This window comes from Pseudomonas sp. XWY-1, assembly GCF_002953115.1.
GTDB lineage: Bacteria > Pseudomonadota > Gammaproteobacteria > Pseudomonadales > Pseudomonadaceae > Aquipseudomonas > Aquipseudomonas alloputida.
Genome location: NZ_CP026333.1, coordinates 113,049 through 134,343, shown reverse-complemented (window position 1 = coordinate 134,343; position 21,295 = coordinate 113,049). Strand labels below are relative to the sequence as shown.

Sequence of the window (21,295 nt, the reverse complement as noted above, 5' to 3'; positions counted from 1 at the left end):
CGTCTACGCCGCTCTAGCCGCGCCGAGCAGCCTGCATTACTGTATATGCGAACAGTAATTCATGGTGCTTAATGAACGCGCTCACACCCTACCCACTCGCCGCCTCCAAAGAGTTGCTGCACGTCCTCGCCGGCTGCGCAGCGGGGGGGTTCCCAAGCCCAGCGGCTGACTACTACGAACCACCGCTATCCTTGGATGAGCGGCTGAACATTCGCGCCCCCCATGTCTGGCTGGTTCAGGTAGAAGGCGACAGCATGCGTGACGCCGGCATTTTCAATGGTGGCTTGCTGGTAGTGGACCGCTCGATCACACCCAGCGCCGGACATATCGTCCTCGCGTACGTCGATAATCAGCCATTGGTAAAGCGACTGGCCAAGTCCCCGGCCGGCTGGATCCTGGAGTCAGCCAACCCTGACTATCCAAACATCGCACCCAGCCAATACGACTCAATCGAAGTATTCGGAGTCGTGGTCTGGAGTCTGACACCTCATGCACATTGAACCCCGCCCCGTGTTTGGCCTGGTGGACGTCAACTCGTTCTACTGCAGCTGTGAGCGCATTTTTCGACCGGAGCTTCGACAGCGTCCTGTCGTCGTTCTCTCCAACTCGGATGGCTGCATCGTGGCTCGAACAAACGAGGCCAAAGCTCTCGGTTTGAAGATGGGCGACCCGTACTTCAAGGTCCGCAGGTTCTTGGAGCAGAACGGCGTCGCAGTGTTCAGTAGCAATTATGGCTTGTATGGCGAATTGAGTCATCGCGTCGGCCTTGCCATAGAATCTCTAGTACCCGCTTGGGAACGATATTCAATTGACGAGCTGTTCATACGGCTCGATGGCGTGCCCGAGCCGATCATCGATGTTGGCCGTGCCATCCAAGCCCGGGTACTGCAGTGGACCGCGCTGCCGGTTGGCGTTGGTATCGGGCACACCAAAACCCTCGCCAAGGCGGCGCAGCACGCATCGAAGGTATGGCGGGAGAAAACGGGTGGCGTGGTGGATCTGCGCAAGCCGGAGGCTATCGAATGGTTGCTCCGGCGAATGCCGGTCGATGAGGTATGGGGGATCGGTCGACGAATGCGCGATAATCTGGCTCGCGACGGGATTAGTACGGCCTGGGAATTGTCGCTCTCAGACCCACGAGCAATGGGCCGCAAATACAGTGTTCTACTGGAGCGAACAATCAGGGAGCTACAGGGCGAGTCTTGCATGGACCTAGAGCAATCTGTGCCGCCAAAGCAGTCGATCTGTTCCAGCAAGATGTTTGGCCAGCGAGTGCGTACGCTCAAGGGCCTACAGGAAGCACTGGCGACCTACATTCACCGAGCCGCTGAGAAGCTGCGCATGCAGCGATCACTGTGCGGTGCCTTGCGCGTCGGCATTCAGACTTCGTTCCATGGGGACGGGCCGAAGTATGCAAATGCCGCAACGACTATTCCGGCTTATCCAACCGATGACGTGCGGCAGCTCACGCGCTACGCGCTGCGTGCACTCGATGGAATTTACCGCCAAGGTTACGCCTACAGCAAGGCCGAGGTACTGCTGATGGATCTGCGCAAGCGAGGGGAGTACACCCAGGACCTGTTCACCCCGAGCCAGCCTGAGCGCACTGACGCACTTATGACCACGATGGATAAGATCAACCAGCGCTGGGGGCATGACTGTCTGCGAACCGCTGCGGTACCGTTGACCCCGGATTGGGGTATGCGTCGAGAACTACTGAGCCCCAGTTACATGACAAGCTGGGAGCAATTGTGGAGGGTTCATTGCCGATGAGGCCCGTCTTCTCAAAAAAAAACCCGGCTTTAGGCCGGGTCTGTGTAGCTTTAATGTAGAAACCCAATACGCCACATATTGCCGGCGCCGTCTGGTTTTGTTGTGATCCTCACTCCTCGTGATTACATGTTGAACTGATGCCCTAAATCCCAACACTAATGCCATGCGGAGCACAGCTCTCCAGACGCTATTAGCGCCTCGTAGGCAACTAAAAGGATTGGTTTTTGGTCCTCTGCAGAGAAGCCACTCTCGATTTGCTCAATGGCTGTATAGTAATCCCACCAGTCAAAGAATGCTTCAAAGTACGGCGATGATATCTGCTCACACTCCTGACCTTGGAGTATTGCGTCTTTCATGTCATCCAGAGAAGGAATGTGTTCCGCGCTGCAGATACCAGCCCTTATCAACTGCGTAGCGGCTTGGCTGTATTTTATATTGAAGTCGAGGCTGATCATATCCAATCCTAGTGACCATGACGTTTAATAAAATCAGTGACTGACTCAATTGTGGGTTTAACCAGCATATGGTAACCAAAGAAATCAAATCCCTGTAACTGTTCATCCCATAGTGCCAACTGATCAGAATCGAACGACCAGCGCTTGTCACCATAGGAAAATTCTGTCCAACCATCGTTTTCCGGACCTTCAGAATTGGAATCCGTGGCAGAGGTCTCCTGGTCGCTGACGATAACCGCTTCGATCACCCCACAGCGGCTTCGGCACTCATCCAGTTCTTTCTGTGTCATAACAGCTTCACGCACTTGGTCACCAAGCAGGTAAGTCACTTTGTATTGCATATGGGCTTTCCTTGTTAGATGGCGCGATTGATACAGGCTAGCTGCACGAGTACAGTGCCCAAGCGATAGCTGTCACCAAAAAGCGTCGTCCCCATGAAACCGCGGAATTTGATGTCCGAGTTGCAGACGGTGCGAAGCTTGCCGTTGTGGAGAACTGTGTCGCCAGCGCGGATCATGTTGATGTGAGTATTAACCGTTTAGTGATTGGTCATAATGTTAACTTTTGGTTAGTCCGCTCGATACAGAGATAAATGAGGTAGGTCATGTAGCGGCTCGGCGAGCCTCAGACATCCAAAGCTTACGAATGCCCTGGCAGTAAACTGCTTTGGCGTGCTCGCCCTGCTTCTTCCACTGGACAACCACACGATTTACACGGCGGGCGTGCTTAACGAAACTGCCGACATCTGCTTTCATGTTTTACCCCTATCAAGCGCTACGCGCTTATATGTTTTTGTTTAAATGGATTGTCACACCGCCCTTATGGAGCAGCTCGCTCACTTCGCAGTAGCGGTCAGTCAGGTCCGTATGCGACTTACCGTATTGCGCCGCCAATTTACATTTAATGCGCGCAGTCCTAACTGGGCCTCGTACTTTCGAATCCGGCAGTGCTTCAAGCGCCTGTCCGAGAGAGCCAGCAGCTGCCTTACGATCAGATAGAGCTTCCACCTCGTTCGAAAAAATACTCGTTGCTTCGGGACCGAGCGGAAGCTGCTCGAAGTACTCGCGAACTGCGCGAGGTACTTGCTCCATAGTCCTGGGGTAACGATTACCCACAAGGCCTTGCTCATTCAGAACAGAATGAACATGCATTTTTTCAGGAATGGTGCAGCTGGTTTTAATCGCGATGAAACAGGTCATGGCATACCTCGACGTTGTCCTAGTGCCAATGAGATGAACCACACGCAGCATGAAGATCTGCCTCCAGCCCTGGTGCCGGGAGAGTGAAAGTCGGCCGCACCCGCTTGCTCCCTGAATTCGACCCATAAAAAACCCGGCCAGGCCGGGTTGAGGGTGGTGGTGCCTTATGCCGAAGAAGCTACCCGGCGCACCGGGAGCAAGCCGCGTGAATAGGGCATGCCGATAAACAACGGGTTTTCTGCAAGCTGGCTCCAGGTAGCTGCGTCGTCAGCCAAAAACTGGTCATCAGCACGCATCTTCTCGCCTGGAGCCAACAGACGATAACCGGTTGCCTGTGTCCGGTCGGCACAGGCTGAAAGTGCTGCGAGCACATCGGCGAGGCGGATAAAATCGCCGTCCTCGGCCTGGAATTTTTCAAGCGCTGCAATGTACGCCGGCAACTCAGCCAGCTGGGCTCTCAACAGGCTGCATTCGGACCTGAGCTCGTCGACTTCCGAGATACCAGACTCGTTACGCGGTAAGGCCCCGATCGTGATCAAGGCCTCACGGAATTGATTAACGTAATGCTCAGTACTGGTCGCCGGGAATTTATTCAACAGGCACTCTTCGTCGATGGATGCGCCTGCATCTTCGACTTCTTCCGACGGCTCACCTGGAACCATGAAGAATGCGCGCTCCACTGCTCCCAGGTAGTCCGAGAAGCGCTTGATGTTACCCAAGTTCGTCAGCAGCACGCCCACAGGGTGTCCATGGTGCAGACCAATGACGTCGTATACCCGAGCCATGTCGCGCTGCTCTGCGGACGGCATAGCTGGAGCTTTCAGATAGACCTCGCCAGCGCCCTCCTCGTCCGTGATCGAGCCATGAGCAATCAGTAGGAACTGATCCGCATGCTCCAGCGCTGCGATGCCGCCCTCAAGCAGCCACTCAAGCCGCATTCCTTCCTCATCAGTGCGTGTCACAGCGACCGCTTCAACCCGCACAGCATCCTCGCTGCGCTGGGGGCCTGCCTGGTGCTCCAAGAGCTGCTCCCCTTGATCGGTGACCTGCCATAGGGCCGGGCTTCGCTGAACTCGCTTGAGCAAGCCCAGATGGGTGAGAACATCAAACCACTGGGTGCCAATGTCAGCGCCTTGGCCATCGCTGGCGCATTCGTCAAAGCGCTGCAGTTTTCGGATGACCAGGTTAGCGAAGGGCGGCAGAGTTGTCCGCTGTCCAGAACTGTTCATGCTGCCGCCACCTCGACAGGTTGTGTGAGCGCTTGCTGGACAGCTTGGACTATGCGCAGCAGGTACATGTAGTCCGGGTTTGGTTCGGTAGCTCGATCGACGGGGTAATGCCATTCATCACCGAACAAAAGGGATAGGAGCTCGGAATGACTCCAGCAGTCCCGCAACGATTCAACATCGCGAAGCTCATCGAGCCTCCTGTACAGCGAACGTGCATCCTCTGCGTCGAGATACCCCAGCTCCCAATCAGTACCGCTCTGCTCCCGTCGGCGATCGATGATGCACCGTGCTGAGAGCTGTTTAAGAGCCTTTGCGCTGAATCGAGTGCTGCTCAGGCCGCGGCTGAGGCAATTCAGGATGTACTCATCACTGCACTTGGCAACGAACTCAGTCACCGTCCTTGAACCCATGCCACCCCAGTAGGAGGTCCAACTCTCCCCTGCGCAACGAATGGTTAGGTTACCCTGACAACTGACACTATCTGGGCCGTCATCACGTGGAGACAGTCGGGACCCGAGGTCCTCCAGAAAGACGGTGATCGGGTCAAGGTTTACAGCTCCCGTGATGACAAGTTTTGTCACCACAGAGCGCTCTACAGCTAAGCTCGTGGCTAATGATCCATCAGCATTTCTATTTACGCCCATGCCACCCCTCACACTATCGATTCATAACGCGTAAACATAATCTATCTGTAGATGATCAGATTGGCTAGGCTAAACTGCGCAGTGAGGGGCCGTGTTTTCTAGGAATTAAGATCTGCCGGGTGTAGGTTCACAGAATAGCTGCACGGTTTCACAAATAGTTGACCGACCGGGACTGCGAACCTGGTCCCCGTCGGTCACCATCAAGCCCGCCATCGCGGGCTTTTTTTTTGCCCGGAGTTCCGCCGGTACGCCCTACTCCACTCGTTGGAATTTCAGGGGGATGGGGATGCATTGAGGAAGGGATCTGATGGGCAGCCGGGAAAACTGAAAAGGTCAGCGGCGGACCTTAGGTGTTGAGGGATTGCTGCGATTCCAAAATTTATACTCGTACAAGTTAATAGTTAATTACACATACTTGTTAAGTATCTATTTTTAGAAACTTAGTATCGAGGCAGTATTGAGCAGAACTTGCCGAATTAGATTTATTGTAGATTTCGAAGTGATGTTGGAATAAGATCTATGACTAACTTTTTCAGCATCGCTCTGAAGATTTGTAATCCAATCAGCTGGTTGGAGCGAGAACTTCAGATCAGATCAAAACTGCTCGGGCAATCACCACGTGGCGGTTTAGAAGTAAATAGAGCAAGCCGCTTGCTTGAGATTCTGATCAGTCATGAGGGTCATGACTTATGAGCAGAAAAGGAGGCCTCAAAATGTAGAAAAACGCGACCAATCCTCAGAGGACTGACCGCGCTTAGCGAAGCTGACTTGCGTACTGAGAATCCGCAATGTCTGCTTTTTCGAAGCGGCTGTCAATCCTCTCCCATCTTTTCGACCTTAGCGAGGCCACTCGACGGCACAGTGTTGCCTGTCGAAAGGCCTCACTTCGCCCGCTCTGCGCCTTGATTTTTTGGCGCAGCGTCGGCGCTCGTTTCGAGATTTTCGGAGGTGTTTCATGACAGTACGAAAGGTGGTCACGCGGCGGTCCAACCATTACCGCGGCTACTTCCCATCGCTGGGGATTCCATGCGCACTTGGACACCCAGTCCACGCTGACTTGGACACTCATTCCACGGCCACTTGGACACTCATTCCACGGCCACTTGGACACTGATTCCACAAGCACTTGGACAGTGATGTTCCACTGATCCGATCCATGCTCAGGCAGGCAGCAACGCAGGATTATTCACTACCATCGACCTCTTTTCTCGAAGCGAAGAGGTCATCGTGGAGCGTATATCCATGCGTAAAATCCGAGAGGTACTACGTCTAAAGTTCGACGCTGGCCTGTCCGTGCGCAAGATCGCCGCCAGCCTGCGCATCAGTAGCGGCAGTGCGGGCAATTACTTGCACCGTTTCAACGCTTGCGGGCTGAGTTGGCCGACATTGTTATCGGATGCCGAACTGGAGCGATGCCTGTTCCCTCCAGCACCAACAGTTCCCAGCGATCAACGTCCGATGCCTGACTGGTCTTGGGCGCATGCCGAGTTACGCCGCCCCGGCGTCACTTTGGCCCTACTCTGGCAGGAATATCGACTCGCTCACCCGCAAGGCTTCCAATACAGCTGGTTCTGCGAGCACTACCGCCTCTGGGCCGCCAAGGTCGACGTTGTCATGCGCCAGGAGCACCGTGCCGGCGAAAAGCTGTTCGTCGATTACGCCGGACAGACCGCGCCCATCATCGACCGACAGACCGGTGAAATCCGTCAGGCCCAGATCTTCGTCGCCGTCCTCGGCGCGTCCAGCTACACCTTTGCCGAGGCCACCTGGTCGCAGAAACTGCCCGACTGGCTGGGCTCGCACGCCCGCTGTTTTGCTTTTTTCGGCGGCACATCGCAGATCCTGGTGCCCGATAATCTGCGCAGTGGCGTCACCAAGGCGCATCGCTACGAGCCGGACATCAACCCCAGTTACCGCGATCTCGCCGAGCATTACGGCGTAGCCGTACTGCCCGCGCGTTCGCGTAAACCCAAGGACAAAGCCAAGGTTGAAGTGGGTGTGCAAGTGGTCGAGCGCTGGATCCTGGCAGTGCTGCGCAACCGCCAGTTCTTCTCGCTCGGAGAACTCAACACGGCAATCAGCCTGCTGCTCGAACGCCTCAATCAAAAGCCCTTCAAGAAGCTGCCCGGCTCACGCCGCTCGGCCTTCGAGACCATCGACCAACCCGCACTGCAACCGCTACCAGAACATCCGTATGTCTACGCCGAATGGAAAAAGGCGCGGGTGCACATCGACTATCACGTCGAGGTCGAGGGCCATTACTACTCGGTGCCGTACCAGCTGGTGAAGCACCAACTCGAAGTGCGGCTAACCGCTAAGACCGTCGAGTGCTTCCACGCCAACCAGCGGGTGGCCAGTCACCTGCGCTCGCTGCACAAAGGCCGCCACACCACCCAAACCGAGCACATGCCCAAGAGCCACCGGGAGCACGCCGAATGGACACCGCAACGGCTGATCCGCTGGGCCGAGCAGACCGGGCCTAACACCGCTGGCGTTATCGCCTACATCCTTGAGCGCCGAATCCATCCTCAGCACGGCTTCCGCGCCTGCCTGGGCATCCTGCGCCTGAGCAAGCAGCACGGCGAAGAGCGGCTGGAAGCCGCTTGCCAGCGAGCGCTGGCACTGGGCGCGTGCAGCTACAAAAGCCTTGAATCGATCCTGCGCCAAGGGCTGGAAAAGCTACCGCTGTCCCAGCAAAACCTGCCGCTACTGCCCGACGAACACATCAACCTGCGCGGCCCTGGCTACTACCACTGACCTGAAAAAGGAGCACCAAAATGCTGCCCAACCCGACACTCGACAAGCTGCAAACCCTGCGCCTGCACGGCATGATCAAGGCGCTGAGCGAGCAACACGCCACGCCCGATATCAATGATCTGAGCTTCGACGAACGCCTCGGCCTGATGGTCGACCGCGAGCTGACCGAACGTGAAAACACGCGTCTGAGCAGCCGCCTGAAACTGGCACGACTGCGCCATAACGCCTGCCTGGAAGACATCGATTACCGCAGCCCACGCGGCCTGGACAAGTCCCTGATCCTGCAACTGGGCAGCGGCCAATGGCTGCGCGACGGCCTGAACCTGATCATCGGCGGCCCAACGGGCGTAGGCAAAACCTGGCTCGCCTGCGCGCTGGCTCACAAGGCCTGCCGCGACGGTTACAGCGTGCGCTACCTGCGCTTGCCGCGCTTGATGGAGGAGCTGGGCCTGGCTCACGGCGACGGCCGTTTCGCCAAACTCATGGCCGGCTATGCCAAGACCGACCTGCTGATCCTGGACGACTGGGGCTTGGCGCCGTTTACCGCTGCGCAGCGGCGCGACATGCTTGAACTGCTGGACGACCGCTACGGCAACCGCTCGACGCTGGTCACCAGCCAGATGCCGGTGGACAAATGGCATGCGCTGATCGGCGACCCGACCTTGGGCGATGCGATCCTCGACCGGCTGGTGCACAACGCTTATCGGATCGAACTGAAGGGCGAATCGATGCGCAGACGCGCAACGAAATTGACGGCGACAGAGACTTCAGACTAACAATGCAAACCTGCGTCGCTGCGCTCCGACTGCCTGTCCAAGTGGACGTGGATCAGGTGTCCAAGTGAGCATGGAACGAGTGTCCAAATGATCGTGGGCTGAGTGTCCAAGTGTCGTGGAATCCGCACCATCGCTCAAAAATAAAAAGCCTGTGCCCTGGGAGTCCCAGCTCGAAGGCGCTCTTTTTCGGCTTCTTGAGCTGTCTCCTGCGGTCATCGGCTACGTCCCGCAGCCCAGTGAGGAACGTGTTCCATCGCTCCAGGGCTACTTCAAATATTACCCAGACGTACAGGTTTTCCTCGCGGATGGGCGCGAGTGGTGGTTTGAAGTGAAGCCTCACGACCGACTGAAGATTGCCAGCGTCAGGCAGCGACTGGATGCCGCTGAGCGCTACTTCAACGCCACTGCCCGTAACTTTTCGGTGATCACTGAAAAGTTAATTGAAGCTGAACCCCTGGCTACCAATCTTAGAAGGTTGATGTATCACCGGCGCGGTCCAGAGCTTTCGCATCAGGCGTTGGAGGAGGTAATGGCGGCCTTCAACGAATGGCCGCCTATGACCGTTGCAGATTTGCTCTGCGTGGTTGGTGAGAGGAAAGCCTGGCGCTTGTTAGGCCTTGGGGTGGTGGGTATTGACCTAGATAGGTCAATTGACACTAATTCCCCGGTCTTCCTGCAAGGGGGGCACCGCCATGCAAACCTTTTCCCTTAGGGTGAAATTGGTCGTCATCGTTCGTGGCGTACTGATGGTGCTTGAGAAGAGGCTTATCGACCGGAAGCTGCTCTTTTTCGATGAGCTTGGTGAGCCCACGAAGCTATCCGAAAAGGAGTTCTATGAGGCCTACGAGAAGCGCGAGATCGAGATCTCCGCTGATCAGCCTTATCTCGGGAAGGTTCCGTATGTACGGAACATCCCTCCAGACATCTCATGCTTCCCCAAAAAACATGGGGATGAAGCATTGCGCCGACGCAAGTATCTGGACGACCTAACTAAGCGCGGTAAATACAAGCTACCGGGTGACGAAGACATGATCAAGACACTTAGAGAAATCGCCAAAAAGATTGGGGATGCGTGCGCACCCTCGGTTTCCACCATTCGACGTTGGGCAGCCAAATACATTGGCCAGAACGTAGTAAAGCTTATCCCTCAGCATGCCAAAAAGGGACGGGCCCCCGCGATACAGGGAGAGCTCGAAGTTATTCTTGAAGGCGTGATTAATAAAACCTACCTGCAGGATACGATTCCTGCGGTCAGCGTGGTCGTTTCAGAATTCGAGGACCAGATAAAAGAGCGGAACAAAAGTCGTTTGTCTTCGGATCAGCTCAAGATCCCAAGCGGAATGACTGTCCGAAGGTACATCGCCAAGCTGGATCCGTACCTTGTGGATAAGGAGAGGCTCGGAAAACACGCAGCAGACAAAAAGCACCGCGTTGCGGCGGGTGTCCTACGTGTCCATGAGATTTTGGAACGGTGGGAGATTGATCACACGCTATTGGACGTACAGCTTGTGGATGAAACCTCGGGGCTGTGCATTGGGCGCCCCTATCTGACGATCGTCCTCGACCGTTTCTCTCGAATGGTGATGGGATATCTGCTTCACCTGTCGGCGCCAAATACGGAGACCGTGCTTCGTGTGATCGAACGCTCAATCCGCCCAAAGGCCGAACTGCTGAAGCGTTTTCCTAAAGTGAGAAATGAATGGTGGGCACGTGGGCTGCCGGCTCGCATCGTCCCAGACAACGCGGCGGAATTTCACGCGGGTGATCTCATCATGGGGTTCAACGAGTTGGGTATCGAGATAATGTATCCCGCTTCCAGAGCCCCTCAAAGGAAAGGTGCCGTCGAACGCTTTTTCAGCACACAGAACCTGGGGCTTATCCACAACCTCCCGGGTACCACCTTCTCAAATATCCAGCAGCGTGGCGATTACGACTCGGAGAAGAATGCATGCTTCACGCTCCCTCAATTGGAAGCGGTGGTAGTGAAATGGATCGTCGATGGTTACCACCAGACTCCTCATCGGGGGCTGGACAACAGAACACCGGCTCAAGTCTGGGGGACTAGCGAGGCGAACCATGTCATTAGCCTTCCCGTCGACCTGGATTCGTTGGAGTGCATTCTGGCCAAGCGGGCCTCGGTGAAGGTTCACCATTACGGCATCGAGGTAGCCAAAGTGGGCTACCACTCTACGGAACTTGCTGAACTACGTATGCGTTTGGCAGACGGGGAAAAGGTAAACGTGAATCGCCCCTGGTTTCGTAGACACCTCCAAGCCTCATAATGAGGCCCAAATAGGAGGTGCCATGAGTCGTCAGCGTTACCCCGAAGAATTCAAGATCGAAGCGGTCAAGCAAGTGACCGAAAAAGGCAAACCTGTCGCCGAGGTCGCCCAGCGCCTGGGCATGTCCGTGCACAGCCTTTACGCCTGGATCAAGGTCTACAGCAAGCCCCAAGAGCAGCGTCAGCAAGACAATGAACAGCAGGCTGAACTGCGCAAGCTGCGCGCTGAACTCAAGCGGGTGACAGAAGAGCGAGACATATTAAAGAAGGCCGCCGCGTACTTTGCCAAGGAGTGCGGCTGAAGTACGCCTTCATCAACAAGCACTCGACGGATTACCCAGTGCGTCGCCTTTGCCAAACCCTCAAGGTGCATCCCAGCGGCTACTACGCTTGGCTGGCCGAGCCTCAATCTGCCCGAGCCAAAGAAGATCAGCGCCTGCTTGGTTTGATCAAGCAGGCCTGGTTAGAAAGCGGCGGCGTGTATGGCTATCGCAAGATTCACGATGACCTGCGAGAGCTAGGAGAGATCTGTGGGCGAAATCGAGTCGGTCGCTTGATGCAGGCAGAGGGGCTGCGTTCTCAAACGGGCTATCGCCGTCGTACTGGGTTTTATGGCGGAAAACCAAAAGCGGCATCGCCCAACCATCTGGCCAGGCAGTTCAAGGTCAGTGAGCCGAATAAGGTCTGGGTGACCGATATCACCTACATCCGCACCTACGAAGGGTGGCTGTATCTGGCGGTAGTGCTGGATCTGTTCTCTCGCCAAGTCATTGGTTGGTCAATGAAGCCCAGGATGAGCAGCGACCTAGCCATCGACGCCATGCTGATGGCCGTGTGGCGACGCAAGCCACAGCAGCAAGTGATGATTCACTCAGACCAAGGCAGTCAGTTCAGTAGCTCAGATTGGCAAAGCTTCCTGAAAGCCAACAATGTGATCAGTAGCATGAGCCGAAGGGGAAACTGCCACGACAATGCCGTAGCCGAGAGCTTTTTCCAGCTTTTGAAGCGGGAGCGAATCCGACGAAAGATCTACGCAACGCGTGACGAAGCCCGAAGTGATATTTTCGATTACATCGAGATGTTCTATAACCCCAAGCGTCGACACAGCAGTGCTATGCAGCTGTCGCCAGTAGAGTATGAGAAACGCTATTTTCTGAGCTTGGAGAGTGTCTAGGGAACCCGGGGCGATTCAACTTCCTGTGCTGGCCCAGGCTTTTGAAGACGAGGTTTGGAGCTACGCCACCGAGGATCGAAACCCCTTCAGTGCGAGCTTCAATTTCCAGCCTCTGTTTGGGAAGCGGGAGCCTTTTGAGACGTTCGAAGGGAGCAATACCTGACGGCCACGGGCCGGGCTTATTAGCCCGGCTCTACTCCCTCGATTTTTATGTCTTCGATTTCATGGATGTATAGGAATGTTTGGTCTTTTAATCAACCCACGACCACACCACGACGAAAGTCTTTTGGGGTACCTGCAGCGCTTGGCGAAAGCCAACGGATTACCCAGAAAGGAACTGCTCACAGCCTTTGCACGAGCCGACGAGACTGATGTTGCGGACTGGCTGCAGATGATGGAGGGACCACTGAGCTGGCCTACGGTCGCTGCTGAGTTTCGTGATCCTAAGCCTAAAGGGGTCAAGCTATGGACGACTCATCACGCGCGTTACTGTCCGATCTGTTTGAGCGAAGCCGGTTATTGGAGAGAAAGCTGGGGCTTGACGCTGGTTACGACATGTTCTGTCCACGGCACTGAACTCCACGGGCGGTGCCCCAACTGTTTGAAGGAAACCGATCCAAGCGCGATGAGTGCGAATTGTTGCCAAGCGTGTGGCACCTCTTTGTGCGGGACCAGTTTTGAGATCGCGCCGGCGAGTGGTACAGCCGCCTGGCTCACCTCTGGCTTTGAAGATAGGTTTTACGCCGAAGCGTTGCCAACTGACGCGGGATTGGCTGCCCTCACCTACGAACAGTTTCACGAGTTGTCATCGCGTCTCGCTGTCAGAAGTTTGCCTACGGAAAGAACCCAGCCGCTGAAGGTTGCTGATTCAGGTTCGCTAGAGATATCGCGGCTTATGGCAAACGCGGCGGGCGTGGTTCTCATGAACTGGCCTCTCGCATTCAGAGAACTGCTGAGTGGCCTCAAGGCAGTCCATTCCGATAACGAACATTGGACGCTCAGCAGATCGTTCGGCCCGATATACCACGACATCCACCGTGATCTGGATGACCCTTGTTTTGACTTTCTTCGTCGAGAGTTCGAATCATTTCTGCAGCATGCGTGGGAAGCACCGTTAGCGAAGCGAAATCGCAATTTGAGGGAGGAGACGATTGAGAGACATCGTTGGGTCTCCTTCGCTTCTGCTGCTGAAGCTTGTGGTCTCGGGGTATCAGTCGTAAAACGCCTCCATCAGCAGGGACAAATCGCCTATCGGGAGAAGCCCCATGAAGATCGTGTTTTTACGGTCGTGGACTTGGATCAGTTGAAGGTAATCTCGCAGCAAATCCAGGGCGCGGTTGATATGAAACAAACCGTGAATTTACTAAGCCTCTGTCACACACGGGTTAGGCAGCTGCTGGCTGCCGGTACCCTCCAGTTCTTTGGTGGAGAACCGCGCCCAGGCGAAAGGTGGCTCATTGACCGCCGCTCGATCAACGAAATGATTGATGAGAAGCTGCCCACCAGCACTGACCAGAGTCTGGTGACGATCAACTACTTGGCCAAGCATTCTCTGCCCAAGGGGGGGGGGTTGGTCGAGTTGGTTCAGGCAATACGTGCAGGTGAACTTCGTGCTTACCGACAGGCCGAGACTGGCCCGGTTGGTGTGGGGGCGTGGTTACTCAAGGCGCAAGAGTTTGCATCGTGGCAACAAGCCCGAACAGGGGGCAAGGGCTTAACCCTACCCGGTTTATCGGTGGTCAAAGCAGCTGCGCTATTGGGTGTTAAAGAAGAATGCGCTTACGCGTTTGTTCGGCTTGGCCTGCTTTGGAGCACCAACGTCGAATACGGCAGGCGTACGCAACTGGTGGTTAAGCCCCAAGCGATCGAAAGATTCAGGCGAGGCTACATCTTGGGACCGGAGATCGCTGTGTACCTGGAAACGTCGACCAAGGAAGCGTTCAAACTCCTTTGGGAGGCTAGGTTTCGCCCCGTTGCGGGACCAACCATACCAAATGCAGCATGCCGGCAGTACGTATGGGTGAGAAGCAAAAAACTGATTGAATACCTAATGGGTGAGGCGATGCAGAGTGATGACCCAGACGCCACCACCCTTTTATCCACGCCGATCGCTCAGCCTCGCGATAGCCGATTCAAGCATGTGGGATCAAGATAGTTAGCAAGCTCTCTTTTTTGGTTGCTAAAATCACCTAACATCATCTGGAGAATCCTATGTCCCGTCTCGCTGAATTTCGCTTACTCGAACAACAGCTCGCAGCCCAACTGGCCGAGCTGGAAGCGCTAAAAAATGACTCTTCCTTGAAGCAGGAAATGGAATTCGAAACGAAGCTTCGCGCCCTGCTCAACGAGTACGGTTACGGTCTGCGGCAAGTGGTGATGATCCTCGATCCGCAAGCGGTGGCGTCCGCTTCGATTGCCCCGAAGGCACTTCGTAAAGCACGTGTGGTGAAGGTCTACAAGAATCCACACAGTGGTGAGATTGTTGAAACCAAGGGTGGTAATCAGCGCACACTCAAAGCCTGGAAAAACGAGTATGGTGCCGACGTAGTCGAGTCTTGGCTCGCCAGCTGATAGCGCTGCCGAGGGCTTCTGGCACGAGATAAAACGTGATGCAGCCCGAACGTGAATTCCCATTCTGGGGTGTGACGAAATTTTCTTGAGGTGGTGGTGACACACAGTTTGTGCGCATTAAATAGAGGTCCACTTCAAAAAATGGATGCTCCAAAAATGCGTATGCTCTCGTCGCGATAGCTGTCAACACCATCTCAAGCGTTCTGACAGCACTGGTGCTTCACTGGATCACGCCTCCCCTTCTCGACGTAGCCGTGCGGCCCACCGCGGTCTCAAGCTCAGTATCGAATAGCGCAACGTAGCTTCAGATCCCCAGGGGCAGAAATCAACGCTAACGGTCGGTTGGAGTCGAGAAAGCTTTCAGGTTCGAAGGGCACCTACTTCGATCTCAAGATGAGCTTCATCCGCCACCGGATCGTCAAAGATAACGAAGCGTCAGGACTTCTGGAGAGCATGGAGTTTGTTGTGTCGCAACCTCACAAAGGGGAGCTTGAGCACATTCACAGGGACGTCATTACATTCGATCCGGCGAGGTTTGAATCCCTTATCCGGATGCCTTCTGATCATCCTTATCGCAGATTGGATAGGGTGAAGTTGGCACGGGAGGAACTGGGAGATCTGTTGGACCTACCGCAGGTTTGACCGCCTCAGGGAAATTCAGTGCTTTGACGACATCCGTAAGGGCATTGACGGATGGGCGAGCGCTGACGTTGCGAGCCGATACGGCAATAGCTTCTCCACCAGGGGGATGCGAGAGTGGCTTCTGAAGCTCGCCACTTTCCCTAAGCATGTCCAGCGCTGGCAGATATCCCAGTGACAAGCGGCACTAGAAATACTTCGTTCGTGTACTTGGCTTAAATGGGGGGGCATCGCCAGCCCTGCCTAAGCGCACTCCATCATGGAAGGAGTACAGATATGTCGACCTTGTCGTTAGCAGGAAGCACCCACGCAATCAGCAGACATGACTTCGAACAGAACCAGGAATGGCCTGATACACCTCAGAATCGCCGTTTACTGGCTGCATACGGGGCCGCTTGTGAGCTGTCATCTACCTCTGCTGTCGCTGCACTGAACGCAGAGCGAGGTGGCTGGACTGATGTTGACCAGTACAAGGCCAAAGCTGCGCACTGGGAAACAGTGGCGGAAACTCTCGTGTCAGTGTTGAGCATGGAAATTGAGAAGGGAAGAGAAGAAATACTGCTGCCTGATCCCTGGCGGTAGCCACGAATCGGCTGAGCAGCGGTAGCCGGACCGACGTATGAAACGAAATCGATCACATATTTCTGAATCAGGTGCTGGACTTGGGACCACGGCGTGTTAACCACTTTTTTCACTGTAAACCACAGTGGTTAACAGTGAAAAAAGTGGTTAACACCTCCCGCCTAGAGCAGGATCACTAGGTTCTGTACGAAAAGAGATGTCGCAAATCCTACTGAATTTCAGCGTCAGAAGGGCGCCGATTGGGTTTCTCGGGATTTCGTACAGAGGCTAGGATGTCCGAAACGGCAACTGAGATTCATCGCTTGCGGCAACATCGCGATCAAAGTCTGCACGCGAGTAGTCACGTGGGTAGTAGGAAAAACTTTTCAAATTGAAATAAGCTTCCGTATCCATGTACCGCCTGGACAGTTCCAGCGACGCAAACTCAGCCGATTGTGCGTCAAAGTCACGGCTGAGGTGCATCGTAGATATACCACACTTGTACGCGCTGTCCGGATCTACAGGCATGGCACCGCTTCTGTACCAGTCACGCAGAAGGATGTCTGCGGTTTTTGGCGGCCCGTAAGCGACGACTGGACCAACCGATACTCCGGCAATTGAGCCCTTATGGTCGTCTAGAAACGAACGCGTTTCATCAAAAGTTTTCGTCGTCTCACCAGCATAAAGCAAAATGTTTACCTTGGTGGCGATTCCGTGATCGTTACACGCTTTCAATAATGTCGACGCTTTATTTAGATAGCGATCCGGATGTTGCGATTTGTTCATGTTCAGGATCTGAGTGGGCGATGCTGTCTCAAGCCCCAGGTCAAGCACCCTCAATCCTGCCTCGGCGAGACAGGCGATAGTCTCAGGGGTAAGCACATCTACGCGGCTCTCCGTACGCCAGTGAATGTTTAGACCAGAAGCCCTAAATGCGTTCGCAAGGCCAGTACCCCATTTCACATTGGGGACGAACATTGAAGATTGAAAATAAGGACGGATCTCGCTAGTGCTGTACTGAGCAACAACTGCTGCTAGAGCACTGGCGACCTGGTCTGGGGCACCCAGCTTTTCCAAAGGGATATCCCGCTCTTCGCAGAATGCGCAACCCACACCACACCCGCGCGAGGCTTCAATACTGGGTTGATAACGCTCAAAGCCTGATACCAGCGTATGGTTCAGGGCAATATCTGGTCGTGGAGCTGGTAGGATCCTTAAGTCAGGCGCGCTAGTGAGCAGGCTGGCGATTTGCGGTTCAGCCAGCCCTGAGATCAGCAGATCTGCCTCGGGTAGTTTCTCGCGTAACCAGTCGGGATCTGGCCCAACCACCCAACGTCCACCGACAATGATCTTAGCATCTGGATCTGTACTACGTGCGAGCCGGCAAAACTCCTGCGCCCACGGCAGAGCGTAGAAGCTGGGAATTGATAGCATTATCGGATACCGAGACGGTAGCACGCCTTGTTCGAGTAGACTGCGGAGCACCTCGGCGGGCCCTCTGTGCTCGCCATGTACCAGAACTGTCTCGGTCCCCATAGCATCTAGGATCGTCGCCAGCGACAATGCGCCATAGTTAAGATATAACTGCCGGCGCGCAAGGATATGATCGCGCTTCTTAGGCGTTAGCATACCTGCAGAGATGAACGCAACTGTGTTCGAACGCTTCACTTAGTCCCACTATGTGCTTAATTCTGAAGGAAGGGATGCCATGCCATTTGTAAGCTTCGAAGGCATAGACGGTAGCGGTAAGACCGAGCAAGTCAGGTTACTGGTCGAGCATCTTAAGAGGATCGGCCAACCAGTTCTACAGACCAAAGAGCCGGATGGTGGCCAATTGGGCATGGCCGTCCGAGCAATTCTGACCAATCCCGGCCTTGACCTCGTTCCGGCAGAACAGCTCCTGCTGGTAAGCGCTGCGCGATTTGACCATGTGCGGAGTGTAATCCAGCCCGCGTTGGCCAACGGCCAATGGGTTGTCTCCGATCGCTTTATTGACTCGACATACGCGTTTCAGGTCGCGGTTTCTGATGTGGATCTTGGTCGGTTGTTCAGGGCGACATGTGAGGTCGTCGTCGGTACAACGATGCCAGATTTAACGATCATTCTCGACCTTCCAATTGAAGTTGCCAGGTATCGGCGGGAGCGGCGCAATGGTGACCTCGATCCGGCAGAAAAGACTCGGGACTTCGCAGCTATCCGAAGCGGGTTACTGGACACCGCTCGCGAGAACCCGGAGCGATGTCATGTCATCAATGGTGATCAATCGCCGTTGGACGTTGCACACGATGTTTGGCTATTGGTTGAACCGTTGTTAACTAATGCATCGCCAACCAACTGATTGACCTCTGATCCGCCTTCCCGATTTTAGCCGGAACCGTTCATGAATTCCCTGACACGTAATCTGCTGATACAGCGTGTGATTGACTCGCTTAGCATTTTGGCGCCGGGTCCGCTCTTCGAGCGGTTCGGAGTGGTTTTAGTTGAACGTATGCTAGATATCCGTCTGGTACAGCGAGGTTCGGCGGTGAATGGCAGCCCAGTTGGGGGGGCGTTGGATGCTGTCTCCGAAGACGGCACCATCGTCGTCGAGGCCTCGATCTTGAAGGGCTACTTTTCTGGCACGATGCAAAAGCCCTGGGGCGATCTTGACCACTCACTATTGCTTGCACCACGTGCCAAGGATATTTACCTCCTGAGTTCGCAGCGCGCTGAGACTGGCGTAATAGAGGCGATGGTGGGTAAGGCCCTTCAGGAGGACCGAATGTCAGGAAGACGCCTCCACCTGATGGACAGCCGCTCCATCGCCGAGGTCATCATTGATACGCTAATGCTCCGCGACGATGCGATCGACGATCTGGCGCAGCATCTGCCAGTCTTGGCCGAAATTCGCGATGACCATCCGGCATCGTTGAAGGCGCCTTCACTGAGTCCGGTTTATGTTGAGAATGAATTTGTAAACAAAGAGCTGGACCGTCGACTTGAGACCGAGGCGTGCGTCGAGATTTGTGGAATTGGCGGTATTGGAAAGTCCCAAGCGGCCGCTGCGTATTTGCTGCGCATTGAGGACCGTTTTCATTATCGGTTTTGGGTAAGCGGTCGGGATATCGACAGCGTCGAGCGATTGTCTTCGGTTCCAGTTCGTCGAGGTGGTGCCGAGCGGAACGTTAGCGCGCTGCTGCGTAAAAACAGCACTTTTCTCGTCGTAGATGATGCTAGTCCCAGTCTCGCCGTCCACCAGCTCGCTGATTTGTGCGGACCCGATTCACGGATTTTGATTACTCGGCAGCATCCATCATCTGGAGCCTACGTCATGCCTACAATGGATGCTCAACAGGCCCGCACATTGCTTGGTAGGGGGCTCGATGCGCCGCCGCCTCGAAAGCAATTCAACACCATATGGCGCTCTGTGGGTGGGCACCCGCTTAGCTTGGCGCTACTCAATACTGCCGCCCGCGAAGGCGTGTCATGGAGTGAGTTGGCAGATGACTGTACCCACGTCGCAAAGCTGCCAGTAGATGGTGTACGGCTTGCAGACCGTATTCTCGGACGATTGAAACCGGTACTTGAAGAGGAGCTGTGCCTTTTTCAATGGGCGGGTCAGAGCCATTGTGATCGCGACTTCTTCAAACATGTTGTCGGGCGGTTGCGTTTGAGATCTTTCGAACATCATGGCCTCACTGCACCCGAAAGTCCGGCATCACTTCGCATTCACGACATCGTCTTTGCAGCCCTGAAATCACTCAATTGGTTGACTGATGAGAGGGCCAAAGAAATTGACGGACACCTCGAGTCTTTTATTCTTCAGCAGATTCGCGATGACGGGCATGGTCTGCAACTGATTGCCTCTCAGTTACGACGAAAAATTTCTAGCAACGTTGCGAACGGCGATCGTCGTCCCGCATATCTCTATGCAGTAGCCATGACCTGGACAGGTAGCGCCATTCCAGTGCATTTGTTACCTGACCCGCTGGATGAAGCGCGAAGGCTCAGATCGCTAAGTGCAACTCATCATGAGGTAGACATCTTAGTTGTCCTCCAAACTATTGAGGCGAGAGAACGCTACCTTTGGCAAACGTCCGGGGAAGTAGCCGCCGGGGCATGGCTGAGCAGAGTGTTACAAGCCTATACGGATCTTGAAGCTATCGTCGGTCTAAGTGCTAAGCAAATTGCCGAAATTAAGCACCATCATGCTAAGACGCTTCGCAACCTAGGGAAGCATGTGGCAGCCGAGCGCCTATTCGAGGAGGTAGTTGCCACTTACGCGCTAAACGACTCCAAACTTCAACTCGTGCGATCTGTCGGCCGCAGGCCGCAAGGCTTCGAAGCAGCCAAACGATATGCGTCCGAAATAATTGCTACGAAGTTGGAGGGCGGCAGCGTTTCTCCATCAATAATGATGGCACTAGGAGATGCACTCAACGGAGCTCGTCAAAACTGGGCAGGCGACCTCATTGAACAGCATGAGGAGCTGTTTCTTAAGGAGGCACTGCACAGTGCCTCCTTGGGCATTCCGCAAGGCTATCATTCTGTTGCGAGCTTTGTTCGAGCACTGGTATGGCATGCACCGTACCGCGTCGAAAGTTTATTGGAGCGCTTACCCGAACCAACGCCTTTGATGCTGGATGATGACCAAAGCCGCGGCAGCTATGCTGAAATCATGATGCTCGCAGCCGGCATCGACAACGAAGTAGATTACCTGAATAGAGCCCTGGAAGCTTTCGAGACATTGAAGTTTCCGAACATTTATCAGAAGCGCAAATGGGGCGAGGCTCTTTACAAACTTGGTCGCTATGCAGAGTCTGAGACCATCTTGGAGGCAATTAGTGATACCAGCGGCAGGATCTGGCTGGCCCATAATCTGTCACAGGTGAAGCTCGGGCTTGGTAAGTTAGACCAAGCTCTTGATCTCGCCAATGAGTGTGTTGACGGGGCTATCGAAGAAAATGAGAAATACCGCAGCAGCTTCCTATTGCAGCGAGTAAAAGTGAAGATTGCACTAGGACAGAGTGCTTCCAGCGATATAGCCGAAGGCTATAGGTACACCACCAATGCGGGTCTAGTTGCTCAGTTTGCTGAGTTGGAAAAAACGTGCGCTTGTCTATGACTACCCAAATGTGAACTCTGCTCACGGACTCTATACTTTCGCTTTTGAGGAGTATTTTTCCAATAAACTCTGATTTAGACTGGATCTCAGCTTTGACTTGGTCAGTAGTTGCCCATTAGCAGTGATAGCATA

General features: G+C 54.6%; 18 protein-coding genes. 12 read left to right on the top strand and 6 right to left on the bottom strand.

Features of this window, described 5'->3' with window-relative positions:
- Positions 1-71 precede the first annotated feature (71 nt).
- On the top strand, positions 72-500 hold the full coding sequence (locus PRJ_RS28270) for a LexA family transcriptional regulator (RefSeq protein ID WP_104963032.1): 429 nt from the start codon (positions 72-74) through the stop codon (positions 498-500).
- Positions 490-1,773: a Y-family DNA polymerase gene (locus tag PRJ_RS28265; RefSeq protein WP_104963031.1), complete on the top strand. Its 1,284-nt coding sequence runs from the start codon at positions 490-492 to the stop codon at positions 1,771-1,773. The genes PRJ_RS28270 and PRJ_RS28265 overlap by 11 nt, the downstream gene beginning before the upstream one ends.
- A gap of 155 nt (positions 1,774-1,928) precedes the next feature.
- Here PRJ_RS28265 and PRJ_RS28260 read toward each other — a convergent pair whose 3' ends face one another.
- From PRJ_RS28260 to PRJ_RS30495, 5 genes are all read right to left on the bottom strand, one after another.
- The gene (locus PRJ_RS28260; protein ID WP_104963030.1) at positions 1,929-2,228 is read right to left on the bottom strand and encodes a hypothetical protein; all 300 of its coding nucleotides are present in this window, start codon (positions 2,226-2,228) and stop codon (positions 1,929-1,931) included.
- Positions 2,229-2,236: 8 nt separating this feature from the next.
- Positions 2,237-2,569, bottom strand: coding sequence for a hypothetical protein (locus PRJ_RS28255; RefSeq protein WP_104963029.1), 333 nt, complete (start codon positions 2,567-2,569; stop codon positions 2,237-2,239).
- Between the two features lie 441 nt (positions 2,570-3,010).
- Complete coding sequence (locus tag PRJ_RS28250) at positions 3,011-3,427, bottom strand: hypothetical protein (protein ID WP_158682593.1); 417 nt, start codon at positions 3,425-3,427, stop codon at positions 3,011-3,013.
- A 164-nt stretch (positions 3,428-3,591) separates the two neighbouring features.
- On the bottom strand, positions 3,592-4,656 hold the full coding sequence (locus PRJ_RS30500; RefSeq protein WP_256597990.1) for a hypothetical protein: 1,065 nt from the start codon (positions 4,654-4,656) through the stop codon (positions 3,592-3,594).
- Complete coding sequence (locus PRJ_RS30495) at positions 4,653-5,051, bottom strand: hypothetical protein (RefSeq protein WP_256597989.1); 399 nt, start codon at positions 5,049-5,051, stop codon at positions 4,653-4,655. The genes PRJ_RS30500 and PRJ_RS30495 overlap by 4 nt, the downstream gene beginning before the upstream one ends.
- A 1,491-nt stretch (positions 5,052-6,542) precedes the next feature.
- Between PRJ_RS30495 and istA the strand changes: the two genes are divergently transcribed.
- The 8 genes from istA to PRJ_RS28190 all read left to right on the top strand — a co-directional run bounded on the left by istA (position 6,543) and on the right by PRJ_RS28190 (position 16,080).
- Positions 6,543-8,057 carry an IS21 family transposase gene (istA, locus tag PRJ_RS28235; protein ID WP_034000381.1) on the top strand — a complete coding sequence of 505 codons (1,515 nt, stop codon included), beginning with the start codon at positions 6,543-6,545 and terminating at the stop codon, positions 8,055-8,057.
- A 20-nt stretch (positions 8,058-8,077) separates the two neighbouring features.
- On the top strand, positions 8,078-8,833 hold the full coding sequence (gene istB, locus PRJ_RS28230) for an IS21-like element ISPre4 family helper ATPase IstB (protein WP_034000379.1): 756 nt from the start codon (positions 8,078-8,080) through the stop codon (positions 8,831-8,833).
- Between the two features lie 115 nt (positions 8,834-8,948).
- Positions 8,949-9,545 carry a TnsA endonuclease N-terminal domain-containing protein gene (locus PRJ_RS28225; protein ID WP_104963026.1) on the top strand — a complete coding sequence of 199 codons (597 nt, stop codon included), beginning with the start codon at positions 8,949-8,951 and terminating at the stop codon, positions 9,543-9,545.
- Positions 9,526-11,115, top strand: coding sequence for a DDE-type integrase/transposase/recombinase (locus PRJ_RS28220; RefSeq protein ID WP_256597988.1), 1,590 nt, complete (start codon positions 9,526-9,528; stop codon positions 11,113-11,115). Before PRJ_RS28225 ends, PRJ_RS28220 begins: the two co-directional genes overlap by 20 nt.
- Positions 11,116-11,137: 22 nt before the next feature.
- Positions 11,138-12,288 (top strand): IS3 family transposase gene (locus PRJ_RS28215; protein WP_104963025.1). Its coding sequence is split into 2 segments (ribosomal slippage): positions 11,138-11,375 and positions 11,375-12,288, totalling 1,152 coding nucleotides; the frame shifts between segments, so codons are not numbered across the junction.
- 238 nt (positions 12,289-12,526) lie between these two features.
- Positions 12,527-14,443: a TniQ family protein gene (locus PRJ_RS28205; protein ID WP_104963024.1), complete on the top strand. Its 1,917-nt coding sequence runs from the start codon at positions 12,527-12,529 to the stop codon at positions 14,441-14,443.
- Between the two features lie 56 nt (positions 14,444-14,499).
- Positions 14,500-14,859 carry a histone-like nucleoid-structuring protein, MvaT/MvaU family gene (locus tag PRJ_RS28200; RefSeq protein ID WP_104963023.1) on the top strand — a complete coding sequence of 120 codons (360 nt, stop codon included), beginning with the start codon at positions 14,500-14,502 and terminating at the stop codon, positions 14,857-14,859.
- Positions 14,860-15,774: 915 nt separating this feature from the next.
- The gene (locus PRJ_RS28190; protein ID WP_104963022.1) at positions 15,775-16,080 is read left to right on the top strand and encodes a hypothetical protein; all 306 of its coding nucleotides are present in this window, start codon (positions 15,775-15,777) and stop codon (positions 16,078-16,080) included.
- 267 nt (positions 16,081-16,347) lie between these two features.
- Here PRJ_RS28190 and PRJ_RS28185 read toward each other — a convergent pair whose 3' ends face one another.
- On the bottom strand, positions 16,348-17,727 hold the full coding sequence (locus PRJ_RS28185) for a radical SAM protein (protein ID WP_104963021.1): 1,380 nt from the start codon (positions 17,725-17,727) through the stop codon (positions 16,348-16,350).
- A 40-nt stretch (positions 17,728-17,767) separates the two neighbouring features.
- On the opposite strand from PRJ_RS28185, the gene tmk reads away from it, so the two are divergent.
- Positions 17,768-18,397 carry a dTMP kinase gene (gene tmk / locus PRJ_RS28180; RefSeq protein WP_104963020.1) on the top strand — a complete coding sequence of 210 codons (630 nt, stop codon included), beginning with the start codon at positions 17,768-17,770 and terminating at the stop codon, positions 18,395-18,397.
- A 42-nt stretch (positions 18,398-18,439) separates the two neighbouring features.
- Positions 18,440-21,163 carry a tetratricopeptide repeat protein gene (locus PRJ_RS28175; RefSeq protein ID WP_104963019.1) on the top strand — a complete coding sequence of 908 codons (2,724 nt, stop codon included), beginning with the start codon at positions 18,440-18,442 and terminating at the stop codon, positions 21,161-21,163.
- The last annotated feature ends 132 nt before the right edge of the window (positions 21,164-21,295 follow it).